This is a genomic window from Dickeya fangzhongdai (assembly GCF_002812485.1).
GTDB classification, from domain to species: Bacteria; Pseudomonadota; Gammaproteobacteria; order Enterobacterales; family Enterobacteriaceae; genus Dickeya; species Dickeya fangzhongdai.
This window is the reverse complement of the sequence record NZ_CP025003.1, coordinates 3259594-3276449: the sequence shown is the minus strand read 5'-3', so window position 1 is coordinate 3276449 and position 16856 is coordinate 3259594. Positions and strand designations below refer to the sequence as shown.

Sequence of the window (16856 nt, the reverse complement as noted above, 5' to 3'; positions counted from 1 at the left end):
GCAGCGATGAGCGCGCATCTGGTGATTATCGGCAACGGTCTGTCCAGCGCGCGGCTGGTAAAGCGACTGGGGCAACTGGCGCCGCAACGCTACCGCGTCACCGTCATCGATCGCGAGCCGCGCGACAGCTATAACCGCGTGCTGCTTTCCTCGGTGCTGGGGGGCGAAAAAACCTTTGAGGACACGCAGTTAGAGCCGGCGCCGGCAACGATGGACGTGACCATACTGACCGGCGAGTCGGCGCTACGTATTGATCGGGCTACGCGGGAAGTGATTACCGATCGCCGTCGCCTGACCTATGACCAACTGGTGTTCGCCACCGGTTCCCGCCCGTTTATGCCGCCGTTGCCGGGCATCGACCTGCCGGGCGTGATGGGCTTTCGCACGCTGGATGACGTCGAGCGGATGTGGGCGGCGGTGCGACAGGGAAAGCCGGCGGTGGTGATCGGCGGCGGATTACTGGGGATTGAAGCCGCCGCCGCGCTGCGATTGCAGGGTGCCGCGGTGACGCTGCTGCACCGCCACGCCCGGCTGATGGAGCGTCAGCTCGACGCCACCGCCAGCGACCTGTTGTGCGCCCGGCTGCATGAGCGCGGCATCCGTTGCCTGACCGGCGTGCAGATTCAGGCATTATCCGGTAACGAATTGTCCGGTAATAAATCGTCCGACGGCGAGCAGGTAGAGGCGGTCGAACTGGCGGACGGTACGCGCTTGCCTGCTGGTCTGGTGGTGGTGGCGACCGGCGTGCAGCCGGTGTGTGAGCTGGCTCGCGACAGCGGCCTGGCGTGCGGGCGCGGCATTCTGGCCGACGGCCAGTTGCGCACCGCCGATGAATACGTCAGCGCATTCGGCGAGTGCGCTGAAGTGAAGGGTGAAACGGTCGGGCTGGTGGCGCCCTGTCTGGCGCAGGCCGATGTGCTGGCCGCCCGGCTGGCGGGGCAACCGGTGGCGGATTACGCGCCGGCGGCGCTGGCCACCCGACTGAAAGTTACCGGGATTGACGTGGTGAGCGCGGGGGAGTTGCACCCGCAGGAGGGCGATCGACTCCACTCGCTGTCAGACCCGCTCGGCGGCCATTATCGCCGCCTGATATTCCGCGACGACCGGTTATGCGGCGCGCTGCTGTTCGGTCATGTCAGCGACAGTCCGCAACTGCTGGCGGCCATGGAGACCAGGCTGCCATCGGCACCGTCGTCGCTTTTGTTTGGTCTGTCTTTTCCTGAAGTAGACATACGGCCTGCGGCCGTAAGGATTTCTGTCATGAGTAAACCCGTATTGGTGGTAGTGGGGCACGGCATGGTCGGGCACCACTTTCTGGAGCAACTGGTGGAACGCAGCCTGCACCAACAGTATCACGTGGTGGTGTTTGGCGAGGAACGCCATCCGGCCTATGACCGGGTACATTTGTCCGAGTATTTTGCCGGTCGCAGCGCCGAATCCCTGTCAATGGTCAGCGAGGGCTTTTTCGAACAGCACGACATTGAATTGCGCACCGGTTGCCAGGTGACGGAGATTGACCGTCAACGCCGCTGCGTGCGCGACGCGAACGGCCAGGAAACCCCGTACGACCGGCTGGTGCTGGCGACCGGTTCCTACCCGTTCGTGCCGCCGATGACGGGCAACGATCGCCCCGGTTGTCTGGTGTATCGCACGCTGGAGGATCTGGACGCTATTGCCGCCGAAGCGCGCGAATCGCGCAGCGGCGTAGTGGTGGGCGGCGGTCTGCTGGGGCTGGAAGCCGCCAACGCGCTGCGCCAACTGGGGCTGGAAACCCATGTGGTGGAATTCGCCCCCAGACTGATGGCGGTGCAACTGGACGACGGCGGCGCGCAACTGCTCAAGCGCAAGATTGAGGCGCTGGGCCTGCAGGTGCACACCGGCAAGGAAACCCGCGCGATTACGGCGGGCGAGCAGGCGCGCCACCGGATGAATTTCGCCGACGGCACGGCGCTGGAAACCGATCTGGTGCTGTTTTCCGCCGGTATCCGCCCGCGCGATCAGCTGGCGCGTGACGCCGCGCTGGAGATCGGCGCCCGCGGCGGCATCGTAATCGACGACTATTGCCAGACTTCGGATGACGCTATTTTCGCCATTGGCGAGTGCGCGCTATGGCAGGGACAGATGTTCGGGCTGGTGGCGCCGGGTTATCAGATGGCGCGCACCGTTGCCGCCCGGCTGGCGCAACAGGAGCAGTCGTTCACCGGCGCCGACATGAGCACCAAGCTTAAGCTGCTGGGGGTGGACGTGGCGTCGATCGGCGATGCTCACGGTAAAACCGAGGGCAGCCTGAGCTATCAGTGGAACGACGAACCGAATCAGGTCTATAAAAAAATCATTGTTTCGGCGGACGGCAAACGGCTGCTGGGGGCGGTGCTGGTGGGCGACAGCAGCGATTACAGCACGCTGTTGCAGATGAAACTCAACGACATGACCTTACCTGCGCACCCGGAAAGCCTGATTCTGCCGGCGCTGGACGGCGCGGCGCCGAAAGGGCTGGGGGTGGCGGCGTTGCCGGACAGCGCCCAGATCTGCTCCTGCCATAACGTCAGCAAAGCGGACATCTGTGCGGCGGTGGACAACGGCTGCACCGATCTGGCGTCGCTCAAGGCCTGCACCAAGGCGGGCACCGGCTGCGGCGGCTGCGTACCGCTGCTCAAGCAGGTGATGGAGTACCAGTTGCAGCAGTCGGGCATCGAGGTAAAAAAAGACATTTGCGAGCATTTCGCCTATTCGCGTCAGGAGCTGTACCACCTGATCCGCGTCAACCGTATCCGTAGTTTTGGCGAGCTGATCGCCCGCCACGGTCATGGGCTGGGCTGTGAAATCTGTAAACCGCTGGCCGGATCGATGCTGGCGTCCTGCTGGAACGATTACGTGCTGAAACCCGAACACGTACCGTTGCAGGATACCAACGACCGTTTCCTGGCCAATATCCAGAAAGACGGCACCTACTCGGTAGTGCCGCGCATTCCCGGCGGCGAGATTACCCCGCAGGGATTGATCGCCATCGGTCAGGTGGCCGAACGTTATCACCTGTATACCAAGATTACCGGCGGCCAGCGGGTCGATCTGTTCGGCGCGCGGCTGGAGCAACTGCCTGCTATCTGGCAGGAGCTGATCGACGCCGGGTTTGAAACCGGTCATGCCTACGGCAAGTCGCTGCGTACCGTCAAATCGTGCGTCGGCTCCACCTGGTGCCGCTACGGCGTGCAGGATTCCACCTCGCTGGCGATTGCGCTGGAGCACCGTTACAAAGGGCTGCGCTCGCCGCATAAGCTCAAGATGGCGGTTTCCGGTTGCACCCGCGAATGCGCCGAAGCGCAGGGCAAAGACATCGGCGTGATCGCCACCGACAAGGGTTGGAACCTGTATGTGTGCGGCAATGGCGGCATGAAACCGCGTCATGCCGACCTGTTCGCCAGCGATCTGGACACCGATACCCTGTTCCGGCTGATCGACCGCCTGCTGATGTTCTACATCCGTACCGGCGACCGCCTGCAGCGCACCAGCGTTTGGCTGGATAACCTGGAAGGCGGCATCGACTACCTGCGGCAGGTGGTAATCGACGACAGCCTGGGAATTGCCGACGAGCTGGAAAACGAGATGCGCCAGGTTATCGACAGCTATCAGTGCGAATGGCAGACCACGCTGGCGCATGACGAACACCGGGCGTTGTTCCGCGCCTTCCTTAACAGCGACACGCCGGATGAAGCGGTAGTGATGGTGCCGGAGCGCGGTCAGCCTCGCCCCGCCCGTCTGGAGGAGAAGACGACGGCGGCATCAGAGGCGGCTGGCGTGGAAGGCTGGCAGTGCGTCGGCTTCCTCTGCGATATTCCGGCGAATGCCGGCATGGCGGCGCGGGTCGGACATCAGCAGGTGGCACTGTTTCATCTGCCTGCCGCACAGCCGGGGCAGGCGGGACACGTGTTCGCGCTCGATAATCAGGAGCCGGGCAGCGGCGCCAACGTTCTGTCGCGCGGCCTTGTCGGCGACGTGGCGGGCGAGCCGGTGGTGATTTCGCCGTTGTACAAAAAGCGTCTGCGTCTGCGTGACGGCGTTAGCCCGGATGACAGCCAACTGCGGGTGCGCGCCTGGCCGGTGCGTGTGGTACAGGATCGTATCTGGGTGGCGAACGAACCGATGGCGGTGGCGGCGGCCGACATGGCGGAGGCGTTATGAGCGGCTGCCGCACCACCTGTCCTTACTGCGGCGTGGGCTGCGGGGTGATCGCCACCCCGCAGCCGGACGGGAGGGTGACCATTGAAGGCGATCGCCAGCACCCGGCCAATCTGGGGCGGTTGTGCGTCAAAGGCTCGGCATTGGGCGACACGTTGGATCTGCAAGGGCGGCTGCTGTGGCCGCTGGTTGACGGTCATCGCGTCAGCTGGGATCAGGCTCTGGATCGGGTAGCGCAGTCGCTCGGCGACATTATTGCGCAGCATGGCCCGCAGGCGGTGGCGTTTTACGGTTCGGGGCAACTGCTGACCGAAGACTATTACGTCGCCAACAAGCTGATGAAAGGATTCATCGGCAGCGCCAACATGGATACCAATTCCCGGCTGTGTATGGCATCGGCGGTGGTCGGGTACAAGCGGGCGCTGGGCGCCGATGCGGTGCCTTGTAACTACGAGGACATCGAACAGGCCGATTTGGTGGTGCTGGTCGGGTCCAACACCGCCTGGGCGCACCCGGTGGTGTATCAGCGGCTGATGCAGGCCAAACAGCAGCGCCCGCACATGCGGGTGGTGGTGATCGATCCGCGTCAGACCGCCACCTGCGATGCGGCGGAGTTGCACTTGCCGCTGGCGCCCGGCAGCGATGCCGGGTTGTTCAACGGGCTGCTGCGCTGGCTGGCGCAGCGGAACGCTCCGGTTCCCGACGGGCTGAGCGGCGTGGAGGCGGCGCTGGCGGCCGCCGATGACTGGACGGTGGAGCGGGTGGCGGAATTCTGCCAACTGGACCGCGAGGACGTCGCCTGTTTTTACCAGTGGTTTAGCGACACCGATAACGTGGTGACGCTTTATTCGCAGGGCATCAACCAGTCCTCTTCCGGCAGCGACAAATGCAACGCCATCATCAACGTGCATCTGTTCAGCGGCCGTATCGGCCGGACCGGGTGCGGCCCCTTTTCGATTACCGGTCAACCGAATGCGATGGGCGGGCGCGAAGTGGGCGGGCTGGCGAATCAGCTGGCGGCGCACATGGGCTTCAGCCCGCAGGAAGTGGACCGGGTCGGCCGTTTCTGGGGCAGCGACCGGGTGGCGCCGGCGCCGGGATTGATGGCGGTGGATCTGTTCCGCGCGATTGAAGCCGGGCAGGTCAAGGCGGTGTGGATCATGGGCACCAATCCGGTGGTTTCCATGCCGGAGGCGGATCGGGTGCGGCAGGCGCTGTTGCGCTGCCCGCTGGTGATCGTCTCCGACGTGATGCGCCACACCGATACCGCCGACTGTGCGCATGTCCTGCTGCCGGCGCTGGCGTGGGGGGAAAAGGACGGTACGGTTACCAACTCCGAGCGCCGCGTTTCCCGTCAGCGCGCCTTTCTGCCCGCGCCGGGCGAAGCGAAAGCCGACTGGTGGATACTGTCGCAGGTGGCGCAACGCATGGGATTTGGCGCGGCGTTCGATTATCGCCACCCGGCGCAGATCTTCCGTGAGCACGCCGCCTTGTCCGGATTTGAGAATCAGGGACAGCGTGCGTTCAACATCAGCGCGCTGGCAACGCTCAGCAATGAACAATGGCAGCAACTGACGCCGGTGCAGTGGCCGGTCACCAGTGCCGTCAGCGACGGTACCGCGCGATTGTATACCGACGGGCGCTGCTGGCACCCGGACGGTAAAGCGCGCTTGCTGGCGATCACGCCGCAACTGCCCGCCAATCCGCCGTCACCTGCGTATCCGCTGGTGCTCAACACCGGCCGGGTACGCGACCAGTGGCACACCATGACCCGCACCGGCAAGGCGCCGCGTCTGATGCGTCATCTGCCGGAACCTTATTGCGATCTTCACCCGCAGGATGCGCTCAACGCCGGCGTTCACGACGGCGAACTGGTGCGCATCAGCGCCGAGTCGGGCTGGATGCTGGCGCGGGCGCAGGTCCAGCGCGGGCAGCAGCGCGGCAGCATCTTTGTCCCCATGCACTGGAACCGGCAGTTTAGCGCGCAGGCACGGGCGGATAGCCTGGTGGCGGCAGTGACCGATCCCTATTCCGGTCAGCCGGAAAGCAAGCAGGCGCGGGTGCGTATCCAACGCTGGCCCGCTGTGTGGTTCGGCGAACTGTTTGTGCGCGGCGACGTGACGGCGCCGGACTGCGGCTACTGGAGCCGTATTGCCGCCGACGGCGTGTCCCATTACACGATCGCCGGCGAACAGACGCCGGAGCACTGGCTTGACTGGCTGGCCCGCCAGTACGGGCTGGACGGCGTCGACTATCAACAGGCGCAGGGGGACGGCGGCCTGTTTCATGCGGTTGGCTGGCTATCGGGGCAGGTGGCGGTGGCGCTGTATGTCGACGCTCGCCGGCCGGTTCTGGAGCGCGAGACCATCCTGACGGCGTTTGCTGCGCCGCCGCAACAGACGCCGGACCGGCTGGCGTTGCTGGCCGGGTGCGCGCCGCAGGGTGAAGCGCCGCAAGGGGCGACCATTTGCAGCTGCTTCGCGGTGGGAGAACAGCGCATTATCGACGCCATCCGCCAGGGGTGCCACAGCGTGGCGCAACTGGGCGAACAACTACAATGCGGGACCAATTGCGGGTCTTGCGTGCCGGAACTGAAGGCGTTGCTGCAACACTATGCCACGCCGGACACATTACGCCGGGCGGGCTGAGCCACGCCCGGATAAGGAGCCATCAACATGAACCCTACTCTGAACACTCTGATGGCGCGGGGCCATCAACGTCAGCCTCTGCTGGCCGGCGATGTCTGGCTGGTGGGCGCCGGCCCGGGCGATGCCGAACTGTTGACTATCAAGGCGCTGCGGGCGATTCAGCAGGCGGATGTGGTGGTACATGACCGGCTGGTCTCCGCCGATATCATGGCGTTGGTGCAGCCGGAAACGTTGCGCATCGACGTCGGCAAGCAGCAGGGACACCACGCGTTGCCGCAACCGCAAATCAACCAGTTGCTGATGGAGCTGGCGCAGGCCGGGCAACGGGTGGTGCGGCTTAAAGGCGGCGATCCGTTCATTTTCGGCCGCGGCGGCGAGGAAATGGATTATCTACAGCAACAGGGCGTGACCTGCCATGTGGTGCCCGGCATCACCGCCGCCACCGGTTGCGCCGCGGCGGTGGGGCTGCCATTAACCCATCGGGACTGCGCCCAGTCGGTGCGTTTTATCACCGGCCATGCCCGCGACGGCGAACCGCAACTGGATTGGGAAACGCTCGGCGCCGGCCAGCAGACGCTGGTGTTTTACATGGGGTTGAGCCATGCCAGCCGCCTGTGCCAGAAATTAATTGCCAATGGTCTGCCCGCCAGTACGCCGCTGGCGATTATCGAGCGCGGCACCCAGCCGGAACAACGTTTGTTGACCGCCACGCTGGCGACGTTGCCAACGCTGATGGCGCGTTATCAGCCGCAGTCACCCAGCCTGCTGGTGGTGGGGGAGGTGGTGCGTTTCAGTCGTCACCCGGCGCTGACGGTCGCCGGCGAGGCGATGATGAAGGTGGGAACGGTGGCGGCGTAAACGACTGCCGCCCAATCACGGGCGGCAGCTTGCAGGCGAGGTTTATTTTCTGCGTGCAATCGCATCGGCGAGCGCGTTCATCTGATCGGCGATCAGCGCGGTGATTTTTTCGTCTTTCAGGTTGCCCTGATCGTCAAAACCGCCGGCAAAGGCGTTGGCGAACACTTCCGGTTTATTCAGCGGATGGATGTTCAGGTAGATACAGCTCTGCCGCAAGTGGTATTGGGCGCGGGAGGTGCCCATACCGCCGCCGGCGCCCATCAGCGCGGCCGGTTTATCGTTCAGGATGGTGGTGTCCGGCAGGCGGGAGATCCAGTCAAGAATGTTTTTCAGCGCCGGCGCCATCGAATAGTTGTATTCCGTACAGGCGAATACGAAGCCGTCCGCTTCGCTGGCCTGACGCGCGATACGCTGCACCGAGGCGGGAACCTCGGTCAGGTCGGCGTTATAGAACGGTACATCCAGCAGGTCGGCGATCTCAAGCGTGACGCCCGCCGGCAGCACGGACTGCGCGGCGCGCAGCAATCCCCGGTTGGCAGAGGCTTTACGCAGGCTGCCAGCAATACCTAACAGTTTGATATCACTCATGGTGTTGTCCTTTTTGTATGAAAAGAAAATCACCGGGATCACGTCGGCGCGCACCGCGTCTCCGTTTGTCCCTGACTCGTCATAGCATAGAGCGTGGGTGGGAAAATGCCATTAGCCCGATGGGTTGATTTGTCGCTGTGAGCCTTGATCCACGAGAGATTCAATACCGGTGGGTTAGTGAAAATACATCAGTTCAACTATAGTATCCGCTCCTTTTCTTATCTGTTTACTTAACATGAACTTATTAACATTGATCTCAAGGATGTTGGTGCTGGGTTTCGTTTGTATGGTGGGTATGGCGCAGGCAACGCCGGTGGTATATAGCGGCAAGCTGGGGACGACGCCGGTGGTGCTGGAGCTGGATATACGCTCGGATGGCAAAGTGGAAGGACGCTATTTTTCTTCCATGGAACATGTGACGCATTCACTTTCTGGCTCTCGGAGTGAGCAGGGTACGTTGGCGCTGGAGGTCAATGACGACGAGGATTCTGACGTGGTTGATGACGAGTCAGAGGCTAAACCGCCTGTTAACCGGGTCTTGACGCTACGAGCCGCCGGTGAACAGGGATGGCAAGGTGAGTGGCGTGAAGGGGAGACAGCACCTGTGGTGGTGGTGATGTTGCCAGCCGTGCCGATGGAGTCTACGGCGGTGGTCAAACTATCGCTTTTTATGCAGTCGCTTTATGCTCTATCCATGTATGATTTTTTGTTCCAACAAGGCTATGAGTTGAAAATGGTCAAGGAAGGCGTTGTCAATGGTTACCATGTGGAATGGTGGCAAGATCCGCTGACACATTTTTCAATGTTTCAGGTGATATCCGGTTACCCGGCAGAGCAGCGCGAGCAATTGAACGCCAAATTGCGTGATGACTTTTGGCAGATCCTGATGCGCCCGACGTGGTGTGGTGACAAGAATATTTTTGGGGTGAAAATTGGTTTTCTGTCACCGAATGTCGCCAGCTATATCATATCCGGGCAACACAGCTGCCCAGGCGCAGCACATCCGACGTCTGAAATTTTTACCCGCACGTTTCGCGTCAGTGACGCAACACTGTTGTCGCTGTCCGACCTATTTTGGGTTGGTGAGCGGCCTGTACCGGATGAAGACGCCATTGAGGATGATTACTGGGAAGGCACTTTTTCTGTCTGGTTAAAAGAGCAGTTCGACAAGCTATACCCGGCTCAGATGAGCAAGACGGGCGATGCAGAAGGGGCATTCGATGGTTGTAATTATACTTCTGAGAATATCTGGGTCGATACGCCCTGGTATCTCACCCGCAAGGGCATCTACTTCCAAACTATGACGCCTAATATGTTGAGTACCTGTAATGATAGTGGCTGGGAAATTTTGCCATGGAAATTGGTAAATCAGCATCGTGGCCGTCTGCAAGGTTTGACGCTGCCCTGATTTTCTATCTGTGATAAATCCATGCGGGCTTGTAATCTAATGTGAGCCTGCATGGCAGTCACAGCTGCATATACAAGCACAAGGTTCTCTTTTTTATCCAGATAAAATGAGACGCCGTTTTGTTTTTGATTACGGCGCATAAATTATTTCCGTTATAGTATCCACTTCCTTTCTTATCTATTTACTTAATATGAACTTATTAACATTGACCTCAAGGATGTTGGTGCTGGGTTTCGTTTGTATGGTGGGTATGGCGCAGGCAACGCCGGTGGTATATGGCGGCACGCTGGGGACGACGCCGGTGGTGATGGAGCTGGATGTTCAGTTGGATGGGCGCGTGGAGAGCCGCTATTTTGTTGCATCGGAACGTGTGACTCACCATATTAACGGCCAGCGCAGCAAGCAGGGGCAGGTGACGCTGAATATTGATGTGGATGCGTCGGACAGTGACGACGAGGCAGACGCAAAGCCGGCGAGCAGCCCAGTCATCACGTTACGTCCTGCCGATAATAATGGCTGGCAGGGCGAGTGGCGTCAGGGGCAGGGTACGCCGCTCACCGTTAAACTGTCACAGATGATGCCGATAGCGACAGCCGGATTGTCGCCCTTTATGCAGTCGCTCTACCAGCTCTCGCCTTATGACTATCTGCTGCGTGCAACGGCTGAACCGGCGATGGTTAAACAAGGCGTCGTTAACGGTTATAACGTGGAATGGTGGCAGGATCCGAGCGCTAAACTGTCAATGTTTCAGTTGACCTCGGGCTACCCGGCGGAACGGCTCGCTGCCCTGAACGCCGCGCTGCGAGACAGCTTCTGGCACACGGTTCTGGCCGTTGCGCAGTGTGAACATTCGGATGACAAGGTAAAAATCAGCCTGCTGTCGGCGAATGTGATCAGCTATGTGGTATCTGGCGATAGAAGCTGCGGCGGCGCACACGGTTATATGGAGGTGTCGCCTCGGGTGCTGCGTGTCTCCAATGCGAGCGAGTTGAGGCTTTCTGATTTGATGTGGGTCGACGAATCGCCGGTGCCGGATGCCTTCGCTATCCCTGATGACTATTTGCGGGAAACCTTGCCGACATGGCTAGCTGCACAGTTTGCCCGGCTCTACCCGGAACAGACAAAGGTGATGGATGACGAGAGCGAGGATGCCTGTGATTACACTTCTCCAGAAGTGTGGGCGAATGCCCCCTGGAGCCTGACATCCAAAGGTATCTATTTCCAGACCATGACCCCTAATCTGACTTCGCAGTGCAAAGGCTCCGGCTGGGAAATCCTACCCTGGGACCTGGTCAAACAGCACCCCGGGCGGCTGAAGGATTTGCCGTTGCCGTAACGCCCGTCGTTATCGCTGGCGGTAGTAGAGCTTTTTCTATAGCTGAATGGATATGGAATATGAATGAGTTGATAAGGAATATAGGGCGTCTGGGGTGTTTGCTGGGGCTGATGCTGCTGACAAACTGTGCGATGGCTGATGAGGTAGTGGTGTATCAGGGTAAGCTTGGCAATGCTGGTATCGTCATGACCCTGACCTTCTCTGATAACGGCGTGGAAGGTCGCTATTTTTATAGCCAGTATCGCAAAGATTTACCGTTGAGCGGTAAATGGGACAAACCGGGCGTGCTGGTGTTGCGGGAGGGTAAACCTCAGTGGGATGGTCAGGATCAAGCGGACAAACCGGTGATGACGCTGCGTACCGATAACCAGAAAAACTGGCAAGGCGAGTGGCGCAGCAGCAAAGGAAAAACTTACCCGGTTACGTTGTCGCCCGCGGTCTTGCCTGCGGCGTTGTCGCCGTTTATGCAGTCGTTGTATCAATTATCGCAGTATGAATATTTGCGTCAGGCACAGACCGTACTAGCGATGACGAAAAAAGAGACGGTCAACGGGCATGAGATTGAATGGTGGCAGGAGCCTATGTCCGGTATGACAACGTTCCAGATTGCATCCGGTTACAGTGATGAGCAGCGCGGCCGACTCAACACGGTGCTGCAAACGCTATTATGGCAAAACGTCATTGATTATCATCATTGCATGATGGTGAGCCAGTATCAGGGCGAAGCGATGTCGGTAGTTGAAATTCAGTTGCTGTCGCCATCCGTGCTGAGCATCTCTGATCTGCGAAGCAGCATATGCGACGGAGGCCATAGTTCAGGTAACTGGCCCATCAGGTTACGTGTTAGCGACGGACACCCGTTGGTACTGAGCGATGTGCTGTGGGTAGGGGATGGCCCGATGCCGGACAACTCGACGATTGAGAAAGGTGAGTATAACAATACAATTCTTCCGGCCTGGCTGGTGACGCAACTGACGCATTATTATCCGGAACAGATGCGCACTCCGGTGAGTAGCGACGACTGCGATTACAGCAATCAGGATATCTGGAATGGCTACGATAATAACTGGGTTTTGACGCCGAAGGGCATCCTGTTTTTACCTTCGTTTTCAGATGCTCAGCAACCTTGTGCCGGCGAGACTTGGCCTGTCATACCCTGGGACCTGGTCAAACAACATCCCGGCCGTCTGAAGGATTTGCCGTTGCCGTAACAGGCGCTTCTCCGGTTAATCGCATGTGCCAAAAAACAAGGCCCGTCGCCATCTGGCGCGGGCCTTGTCGTTTCTTTGCCGTCGTTCAGGATGCGGCGCGGCGGGAGGCGTCGGTTACTGCACCCGCACGTCAAAACCGGGGAAGTATTTTTTCGCCAGTTGCTCGACGGTGCCGTCGTCCTTCACCTGTTTGATGGCTTTATCCAGCTCGGCTTTCAGCGCGGCGTCGCTTTTACGCAGACCAAAACCGATACCGCTGCCGAGAATGGCGGCGTCGTCCACCGCCTTGCCGATAAAGGCGAAACCTTTGCCTTCCGGTTTATCCAGGAAACCGGACTGACCGGCCGCCGCCATCACCAGCGTACCGTCCAGGCGGCCTGCCGCCAGATCGTCATACGCCAGATTCTGGTCTTTGTAAGAAGTCACGGTAACGCCTTTCGGCTCCCAATGCGCCTTGGCGTACACTTCCTGAATCGACCCCTGCAACACGCCGATGTTCTTGCCTTTCAGCGCTTCCGGCGTCGGCGCCAGACCAGTGTCCGGCTTGCCGACCAGTTGGGTCGGAATGCGGTAGATAGGCGCGGTAAAGTCGATCGCTTCCTTACGTTTTTCGGTGATATTCATCGCGGAGTTGATGGCGTCGAACTTTTTGGCCTGCAGTGCCGGAATCAGGGCATCAAACGAGGTTTCAACCCAGGAGCATTTGAAATTGCCTGCTTTACAAATGGCGTTACCCAGATCGATATCGAATCCTTCCAACTGGCCCTTGGCGTTTTTGCTTTCAAACGGCGGGTATTCCGCTTCCAGCCCAAAACGCAGTTCAGTCTGCGCCAGTGCGACGGAGGAGGACAGTAAACCCAGCGACAACATCAACATGCTTAATTTTTTCATATCGGGAACGATCTCCGGTAAATCAATGAGTAATCTTTAAACGGCAATCAACATCACACAGTAACAGCCATCACACACAAATCGAGCGCAACCGCATTTATCGGCGCTCCGCGGCCTGACACAGGGCTTTCGCGCCGGCCAGCAGCGTCTCGTCATCTTTGGAGAACGACAGACGAATCAGTTTATTGTCGGTGCCGTCGGTGTAAAACGCCGACAGCGGAATGGTCGCCACGCCGTGGTCGACAATCAGCCGTTTGACCATGTCGCTGTCGCTTTCGTCGCTGAAGTGCGCAAAGCTCGCCAGCATGAAGAACGAACCGGCGGAGGGCAACAGTTCAAACGGTCCGTGCTGTAAGGCGTTCGCCAGCAGGTCGCGTTTATGCTGATAGAACTGGCCGAGCGACAGGTAGGTCGCTGGGTCCGTCATGTAGTCGGCAAAGGCGTACTGCATCGGCGTGTCGGCGGAGAACATCATAAACTGGTGGATTTTGAGGATCTCGTCCATCAGCGCCGCCGGAGCCAGACAGTAACCGACGCGCCAGCCGGTGACGTGAAAGGTTTTGCCGAACGATGAGACAATCACGCTGCGCGCCGCCAGTTCGCTGTGGGTCGCCATGCTGTGATGGCGCTGGCCGTCAAACACTACGTGCTCGTAGACTTCGTCAGACAGGATCACGATGTCAGTGTTGCGAGTCAGGCGCGCCAGCTGCGCCAGATCGTCGGCGCTCAGCACCTGGCCGCTGGGGTTATGCGGCGAGTTGATGATGATCATGCGGGTGCGTGGGCTGATGGCCGCCTGCACTTCGTCCCAGTTGATGGCAAAGCTCGGCACGGCGAGTTTCAGCGCCACCGGCGTTGCGCCCTGTAGCCGGACGATGGGCGCGTAGCTGTCGAACGACGGCTCAAAATAGATAACTTCGTCGCCCGGATGCACCAGCGCGGAAATGGCGGAATACAGCCCTTCGCTGGCGCTGGCGGTGATGGTGACTTCCTGTCCGGCGTCGTAGTGCTGGCCGTACAGGCGTTTGACTTTCTCCGCCACCACCTCTTTGAGCGACACCAGCCCGGACATCGACGCGTACTGGTTATGACCCTCGGTCATGGCGCGCGTCACCCCGGCGATCAGCTCGGGAGAGCAGGGAAAGCTGGGCGCGCCCTGAGACAGGTTGATGGCGTTGTGCTGGCTGGATAACTGACCGATAACGGTAAAAATAGTCGTGCCCACATCCGGTAATTTGGAACTGAACTGCACCGGGGTTTGAATCGGCATGGGGGTCTCCGTTGAGTGCCATAGCAGACCCGCACGTGAGCGAACGGTACGATAGAGAAGCCCTGTCTGCTAAAATTTATTGGTTGTACGTGAATAACTATTCATGCATTAGACGTTGCTGCCGGTAGTACTACAATCGAATTGTTGTCATAATAGCCATGAGAAAAATGCATGGCTCGCGGCAACTATTTATCGCAATAGAGCAATAAGATGTGGTGATGGTTGCCGCCGCTTGCCGCGAAATCGGGGCTGACGATGCCGCTCGCATCAGGAAACGATACTCAGGCTCGCACCGCTTTTTCTGCATAGTTATGTAATCAGTTTTCTTATGACCGCCTGACGGAGAGCGCGTATGACCCTAAATAACCGCATCCCGCCGCTGAATGCGTTGCACGCTTTTGTGGTGACCGCCCGTCATCTCAATTTCACCCGGGCGGCGGCGGAGCTGTTTGTCACGCAAGGCGCGGTAAGCCGGCAGATCGCATCGCTGGAAGCCTGGCTGGGCTTCGCGTTGTTTCAGCGCCATGCCCGTGGTTTACGGTTGACGCCGCAGGGCAGTCAGCTGTTGCCGGAGGTTCGCGAGGTGTTTGACCAACTGTTTCGGGTGACGAACCGGGTGCGTGAAGGGCGTTCAATCCGCATGAAGGCGCCGACCTGCGCCATGCGCTGGCTGGTGGCGCACCTGATGACGCTGGAGCAGCGGCGGCCGGATATCCATGTCTCGCTAACGACGACCACCGAACACGGCGTCGATTTCCGTCACGAAGATTTCGATGTGGCGGTGGTGTTCGCGCCGGATGCCGCGCCGCGCCAACATGACGGCAAGCTGTTCGACGAGGTGCTGTCGCCGGTGCTGGCGCCGCATCTGCTGCCTGCCGGGCAAGCGGCGTTGTCGCCGGAGCAACTGGCGCGTTTGACGCTGTTGCATCCGACCCATGACCAGCGTGACTGGAAGTTGTGGCTGAAAACCCACGGCATCGGCGAGCAGGTGATGCGCCGTAATCAGCAGTTCGACACCATGGATCTCGCCATCAGCGCCGCCATTCAGGGCTTTGGCGTCGCGATGGCGGATGTGACGCTGGTGGCGGAAGATATCCGGCGACAACGGCTGGTGATGCCGTTTACCGAAACGGTGAAAACCGGCGCGGCTTATTATCTGGCGCACCGGCCTGGGTTGGATGGACATACGCAGGCAGAATGGCTGACGGATTTTCTCGCCAGCTTTACTGATTGCCTGCCATCCGGTCAGGACTGACGCAGCCAGGGGGTGTTCAATACGACGCGCCCGGCGTCAAAATCGACCGTAATACGCACACCGAGCGGCAGGGTCAGCATCGGGTGCGTATGGCAGCAATCAAAATCCGCCAGCACCGGCAGCGGTTGTCCGTTAAGCACTTCGCGCAGTACGGTCAGCGAATCACGGCCGGTGCCCTTATCATCGAACTGTTCGTGCTTGCCCAGCATCACCGCCGCGACCCGGTCAAACACGCCGCATAGCTTCAGGTGGGCAAACGCGCGCTCCACGGTGGCGATGTCCTTCAGCGAGTCTTCCAGCAGCAGAATATCGCCGTCTTCAATCGCCGGCATAAACGGACTGCCCCAGATCCCCGCCATGGTATTGAGGTTGCCGCCGATAAGCCGCCCCTGATAAACGCCGCTGCCGTCGAAGCGCCACTGGTTGGGATGGGTGATTTTGGCGCGCGATTGTTGATTCCAGTCCAGCCGCTCGTCGGTCCATCCCGATGGCATGCGATAGGCGTGTTCAGACCGCGCTGCGCCGGTCAGCGTGGCGAAGCCGGCAAAGGTGTCGTCCACCAGCGGCGGGAATTCGCCAAACGACGCCACCAGCGCCGGGCCGTAAAAGGTTACGAGTCCGGTTTGGGCATACATGCCAAGCAAGAGCGCGGTGACGTCGGAATAGCCGATGATGATTTTCGGATCGCGGCGCAGGGCGTCGTAATCAATATAGGGCAGCAGCGAGTTGCTGTTGCTGCCGCCAATGGTCGACATGACGCAGCGTACGGCAGGGTCGCGGATCAGCGTGTTCAGTTCGTCAACGCGCGCGGCGATGCTGCCGGAGCGGTAGTGGTCGGTTTTACCGGTCAGCGCGCCGGCGCGCAGCCGGTAGCCGTGCTGCTCAAGAAAGACTTTCGCCCGTTCAAAGCGTGCCGGGGCAAAGTGGGTTGCGGGCGAGGACGGTGAGAAAAAACCGATGGTATCGCCCGGGCGCAACGGTGGGGGTAATAACAGTGCATGGGACATGGCTCTCTTTCTCCTGGCTGGAAGACGCTTTGGCACCCCTCACAATAGGGCTATTTCACTTGCCATTTTGGACCTGGGCAGTGCTCGAAATCCTCACGGACTCATAAGAATTTCTTTTTAATTGTCTGGCAACATAAAAAATAATTTTCGACACATTTTTATAAATGGCTGCGAATAACAATGTCGGTAACGTTTCGCAGGCTGAATA

11 protein-coding genes are annotated in these 16856 nt (G+C 59.8%); 7 read left to right on the top strand and 4 right to left on the bottom strand.

The window, feature by feature from the left end; translation table 11 throughout:
- Positions 1 to 6: 6 nt before the first annotated feature.
- From nirB to cobA, 3 genes are read left to right on the top strand one after another with little or no spacing between them, the layout of a single operon-like run.
- On the top strand, positions 7 to 4179 hold the full coding sequence (nirB, locus tag CVE23_RS14515) for a nitrite reductase large subunit NirB (protein WP_100849803.1): 4173 nt from the start codon (positions 7 to 9) through the stop codon (positions 4177 to 4179).
- On the top strand, positions 4176 to 6824 hold the full coding sequence (locus tag CVE23_RS14510) for a nitrate reductase (protein ID WP_100849802.1): 2649 nt from the start codon (positions 4176 to 4178) through the stop codon (positions 6822 to 6824). The genes nirB and CVE23_RS14510 overlap by 4 nt, the downstream gene beginning before the upstream one ends.
- A gap of 27 nt (positions 6825 to 6851) precedes the next feature.
- The gene (cobA, locus tag CVE23_RS14505; RefSeq protein WP_100849801.1) at positions 6852 to 7682 is read left to right on the top strand and encodes a uroporphyrinogen-III C-methyltransferase; all 831 of its coding nucleotides are present in this window, start codon (positions 6852 to 6854) and stop codon (positions 7680 to 7682) included.
- 42 nt (positions 7683 to 7724) lie between these two features.
- On the opposite strand, the gene CVE23_RS14500 is transcribed toward cobA, so the two are convergent.
- A complete protein-coding gene (locus tag CVE23_RS14500; protein ID WP_038921042.1) occupies positions 7725 to 8270 on the bottom strand; it encodes an NADPH-dependent FMN reductase in 546 nt (181 codons plus the stop codon).
- Between the two features lie 262 nt (positions 8271 to 8532).
- On the opposite strand from CVE23_RS14500, the gene CVE23_RS14495 reads away from it, so the two are divergent.
- The 3 genes from CVE23_RS14495 (at position 8533) to CVE23_RS14485 (ending at position 12225) form a co-directional block, all read left to right on the top strand.
- On the top strand, positions 8533 to 9678 hold the full coding sequence (locus CVE23_RS14495) for a hypothetical protein (protein ID WP_225623139.1): 1146 nt from the start codon (positions 8533 to 8535) through the stop codon (positions 9676 to 9678).
- Positions 9679 to 9895: 217 nt separating this feature from the next.
- Complete coding sequence (locus CVE23_RS14490; RefSeq protein WP_225622594.1) at positions 9896 to 11014, top strand: hypothetical protein; 1119 nt, start codon at positions 9896 to 9898, stop codon at positions 11012 to 11014.
- Between the two features lie 59 nt (positions 11015 to 11073).
- Positions 11074 to 12225, top strand: coding sequence for a hypothetical protein (locus tag CVE23_RS14485; RefSeq protein WP_100849798.1), 1152 nt, complete (start codon positions 11074 to 11076; stop codon positions 12223 to 12225).
- Positions 12226 to 12339: 114 nt separating this feature from the next.
- On the opposite strand, the gene CVE23_RS14480 is transcribed toward CVE23_RS14485, so the two are convergent.
- Both CVE23_RS14480 and CVE23_RS14475 read right to left on the bottom strand, forming a co-directional pair.
- Positions 12340 to 13116 carry an ABC transporter substrate-binding protein gene (locus CVE23_RS14480; protein ID WP_038919607.1) on the bottom strand — a complete coding sequence of 259 codons (777 nt, stop codon included), beginning with the start codon at positions 13114 to 13116 and terminating at the stop codon, positions 12340 to 12342.
- 97 nt (positions 13117 to 13213) lie between these two features.
- A complete protein-coding gene (locus CVE23_RS14475) occupies positions 13214 to 14386 on the bottom strand; it encodes a pyridoxal phosphate-dependent aminotransferase (protein ID WP_038919606.1) in 1173 nt (390 codons plus the stop codon).
- 352 nt (positions 14387 to 14738) lie between these two features.
- On the opposite strand from CVE23_RS14475, the gene CVE23_RS14470 reads away from it, so the two are divergent.
- Entirely contained in the window at positions 14739 to 15641 is a 903-nt protein-coding gene (locus CVE23_RS14470; RefSeq protein ID WP_100849797.1) for a LysR substrate-binding domain-containing protein, read from the top strand.
- Here CVE23_RS14470 and CVE23_RS14465 read toward each other — a convergent pair.
- Positions 15632 to 16648: a S66 family peptidase gene (locus CVE23_RS14465; protein WP_100849796.1), complete on the bottom strand. Its 1017-nt coding sequence runs from the start codon at positions 16646 to 16648 to the stop codon at positions 15632 to 15634. The genes CVE23_RS14470 and CVE23_RS14465 overlap by 10 nt on opposite strands.
- Positions 16649 to 16856 lie beyond the last annotated feature (208 nt).

Excerpts from the sequence above, each read along its gene's own strand:
- CVE23_RS14495 (WP_225623139.1), top strand. The coding sequence starts at position 8,533 with ATGTTGGTGCTGGGTTTCGTTTGTATGGTGGGTATGGCGCAGGCAACG.
- CVE23_RS14510 (WP_100849802.1), top strand. The coding sequence starts at position 4,176 with ATGAGCGGCTGCCGCACCACCTGTCCTTACTGCGGCGTGGGCTGCGGG.
- CVE23_RS14475 (WP_038919606.1), bottom strand. The coding sequence starts at position 14,386 with ATGCCGATTCAAACCCCGGTGCAGTTCAGTTCCAAATTACCGGATGTG.
- CVE23_RS14470 (WP_100849797.1), top strand. The coding sequence starts at position 14,739 with ATGACCCTAAATAACCGCATCCCGCCGCTGAATGCGTTGCACGCTTTT.
- CVE23_RS14465 (WP_100849796.1), bottom strand. The coding sequence starts at position 16,648 with ATGTCCCATGCACTGTTATTACCCCCACCGTTGCGCCCGGGCGATACC.
- CVE23_RS14485 (WP_100849798.1), top strand. The coding sequence starts at position 11,074 with ATGAATGAGTTGATAAGGAATATAGGGCGTCTGGGGTGTTTGCTGGGG.
- cobA (WP_100849801.1), top strand. The coding sequence starts at position 6,852 with ATGAACCCTACTCTGAACACTCTGATGGCGCGGGGCCATCAACGTCAG.
- CVE23_RS14480 (WP_038919607.1), bottom strand. The coding sequence starts at position 13,116 with ATGAAAAAATTAAGCATGTTGATGTTGTCGCTGGGTTTACTGTCCTCC.
- CVE23_RS14490 (WP_225622594.1), top strand. The coding sequence starts at position 9,896 with ATGTTGGTGCTGGGTTTCGTTTGTATGGTGGGTATGGCGCAGGCAACG.
- nirB (WP_100849803.1), top strand. The coding sequence starts at position 7 with ATGAGCGCGCATCTGGTGATTATCGGCAACGGTCTGTCCAGCGCGCGG.
- CVE23_RS14500 (WP_038921042.1), bottom strand. The coding sequence starts at position 8,270 with ATGAGTGATATCAAACTGTTAGGTATTGCTGGCAGCCTGCGTAAAGCC.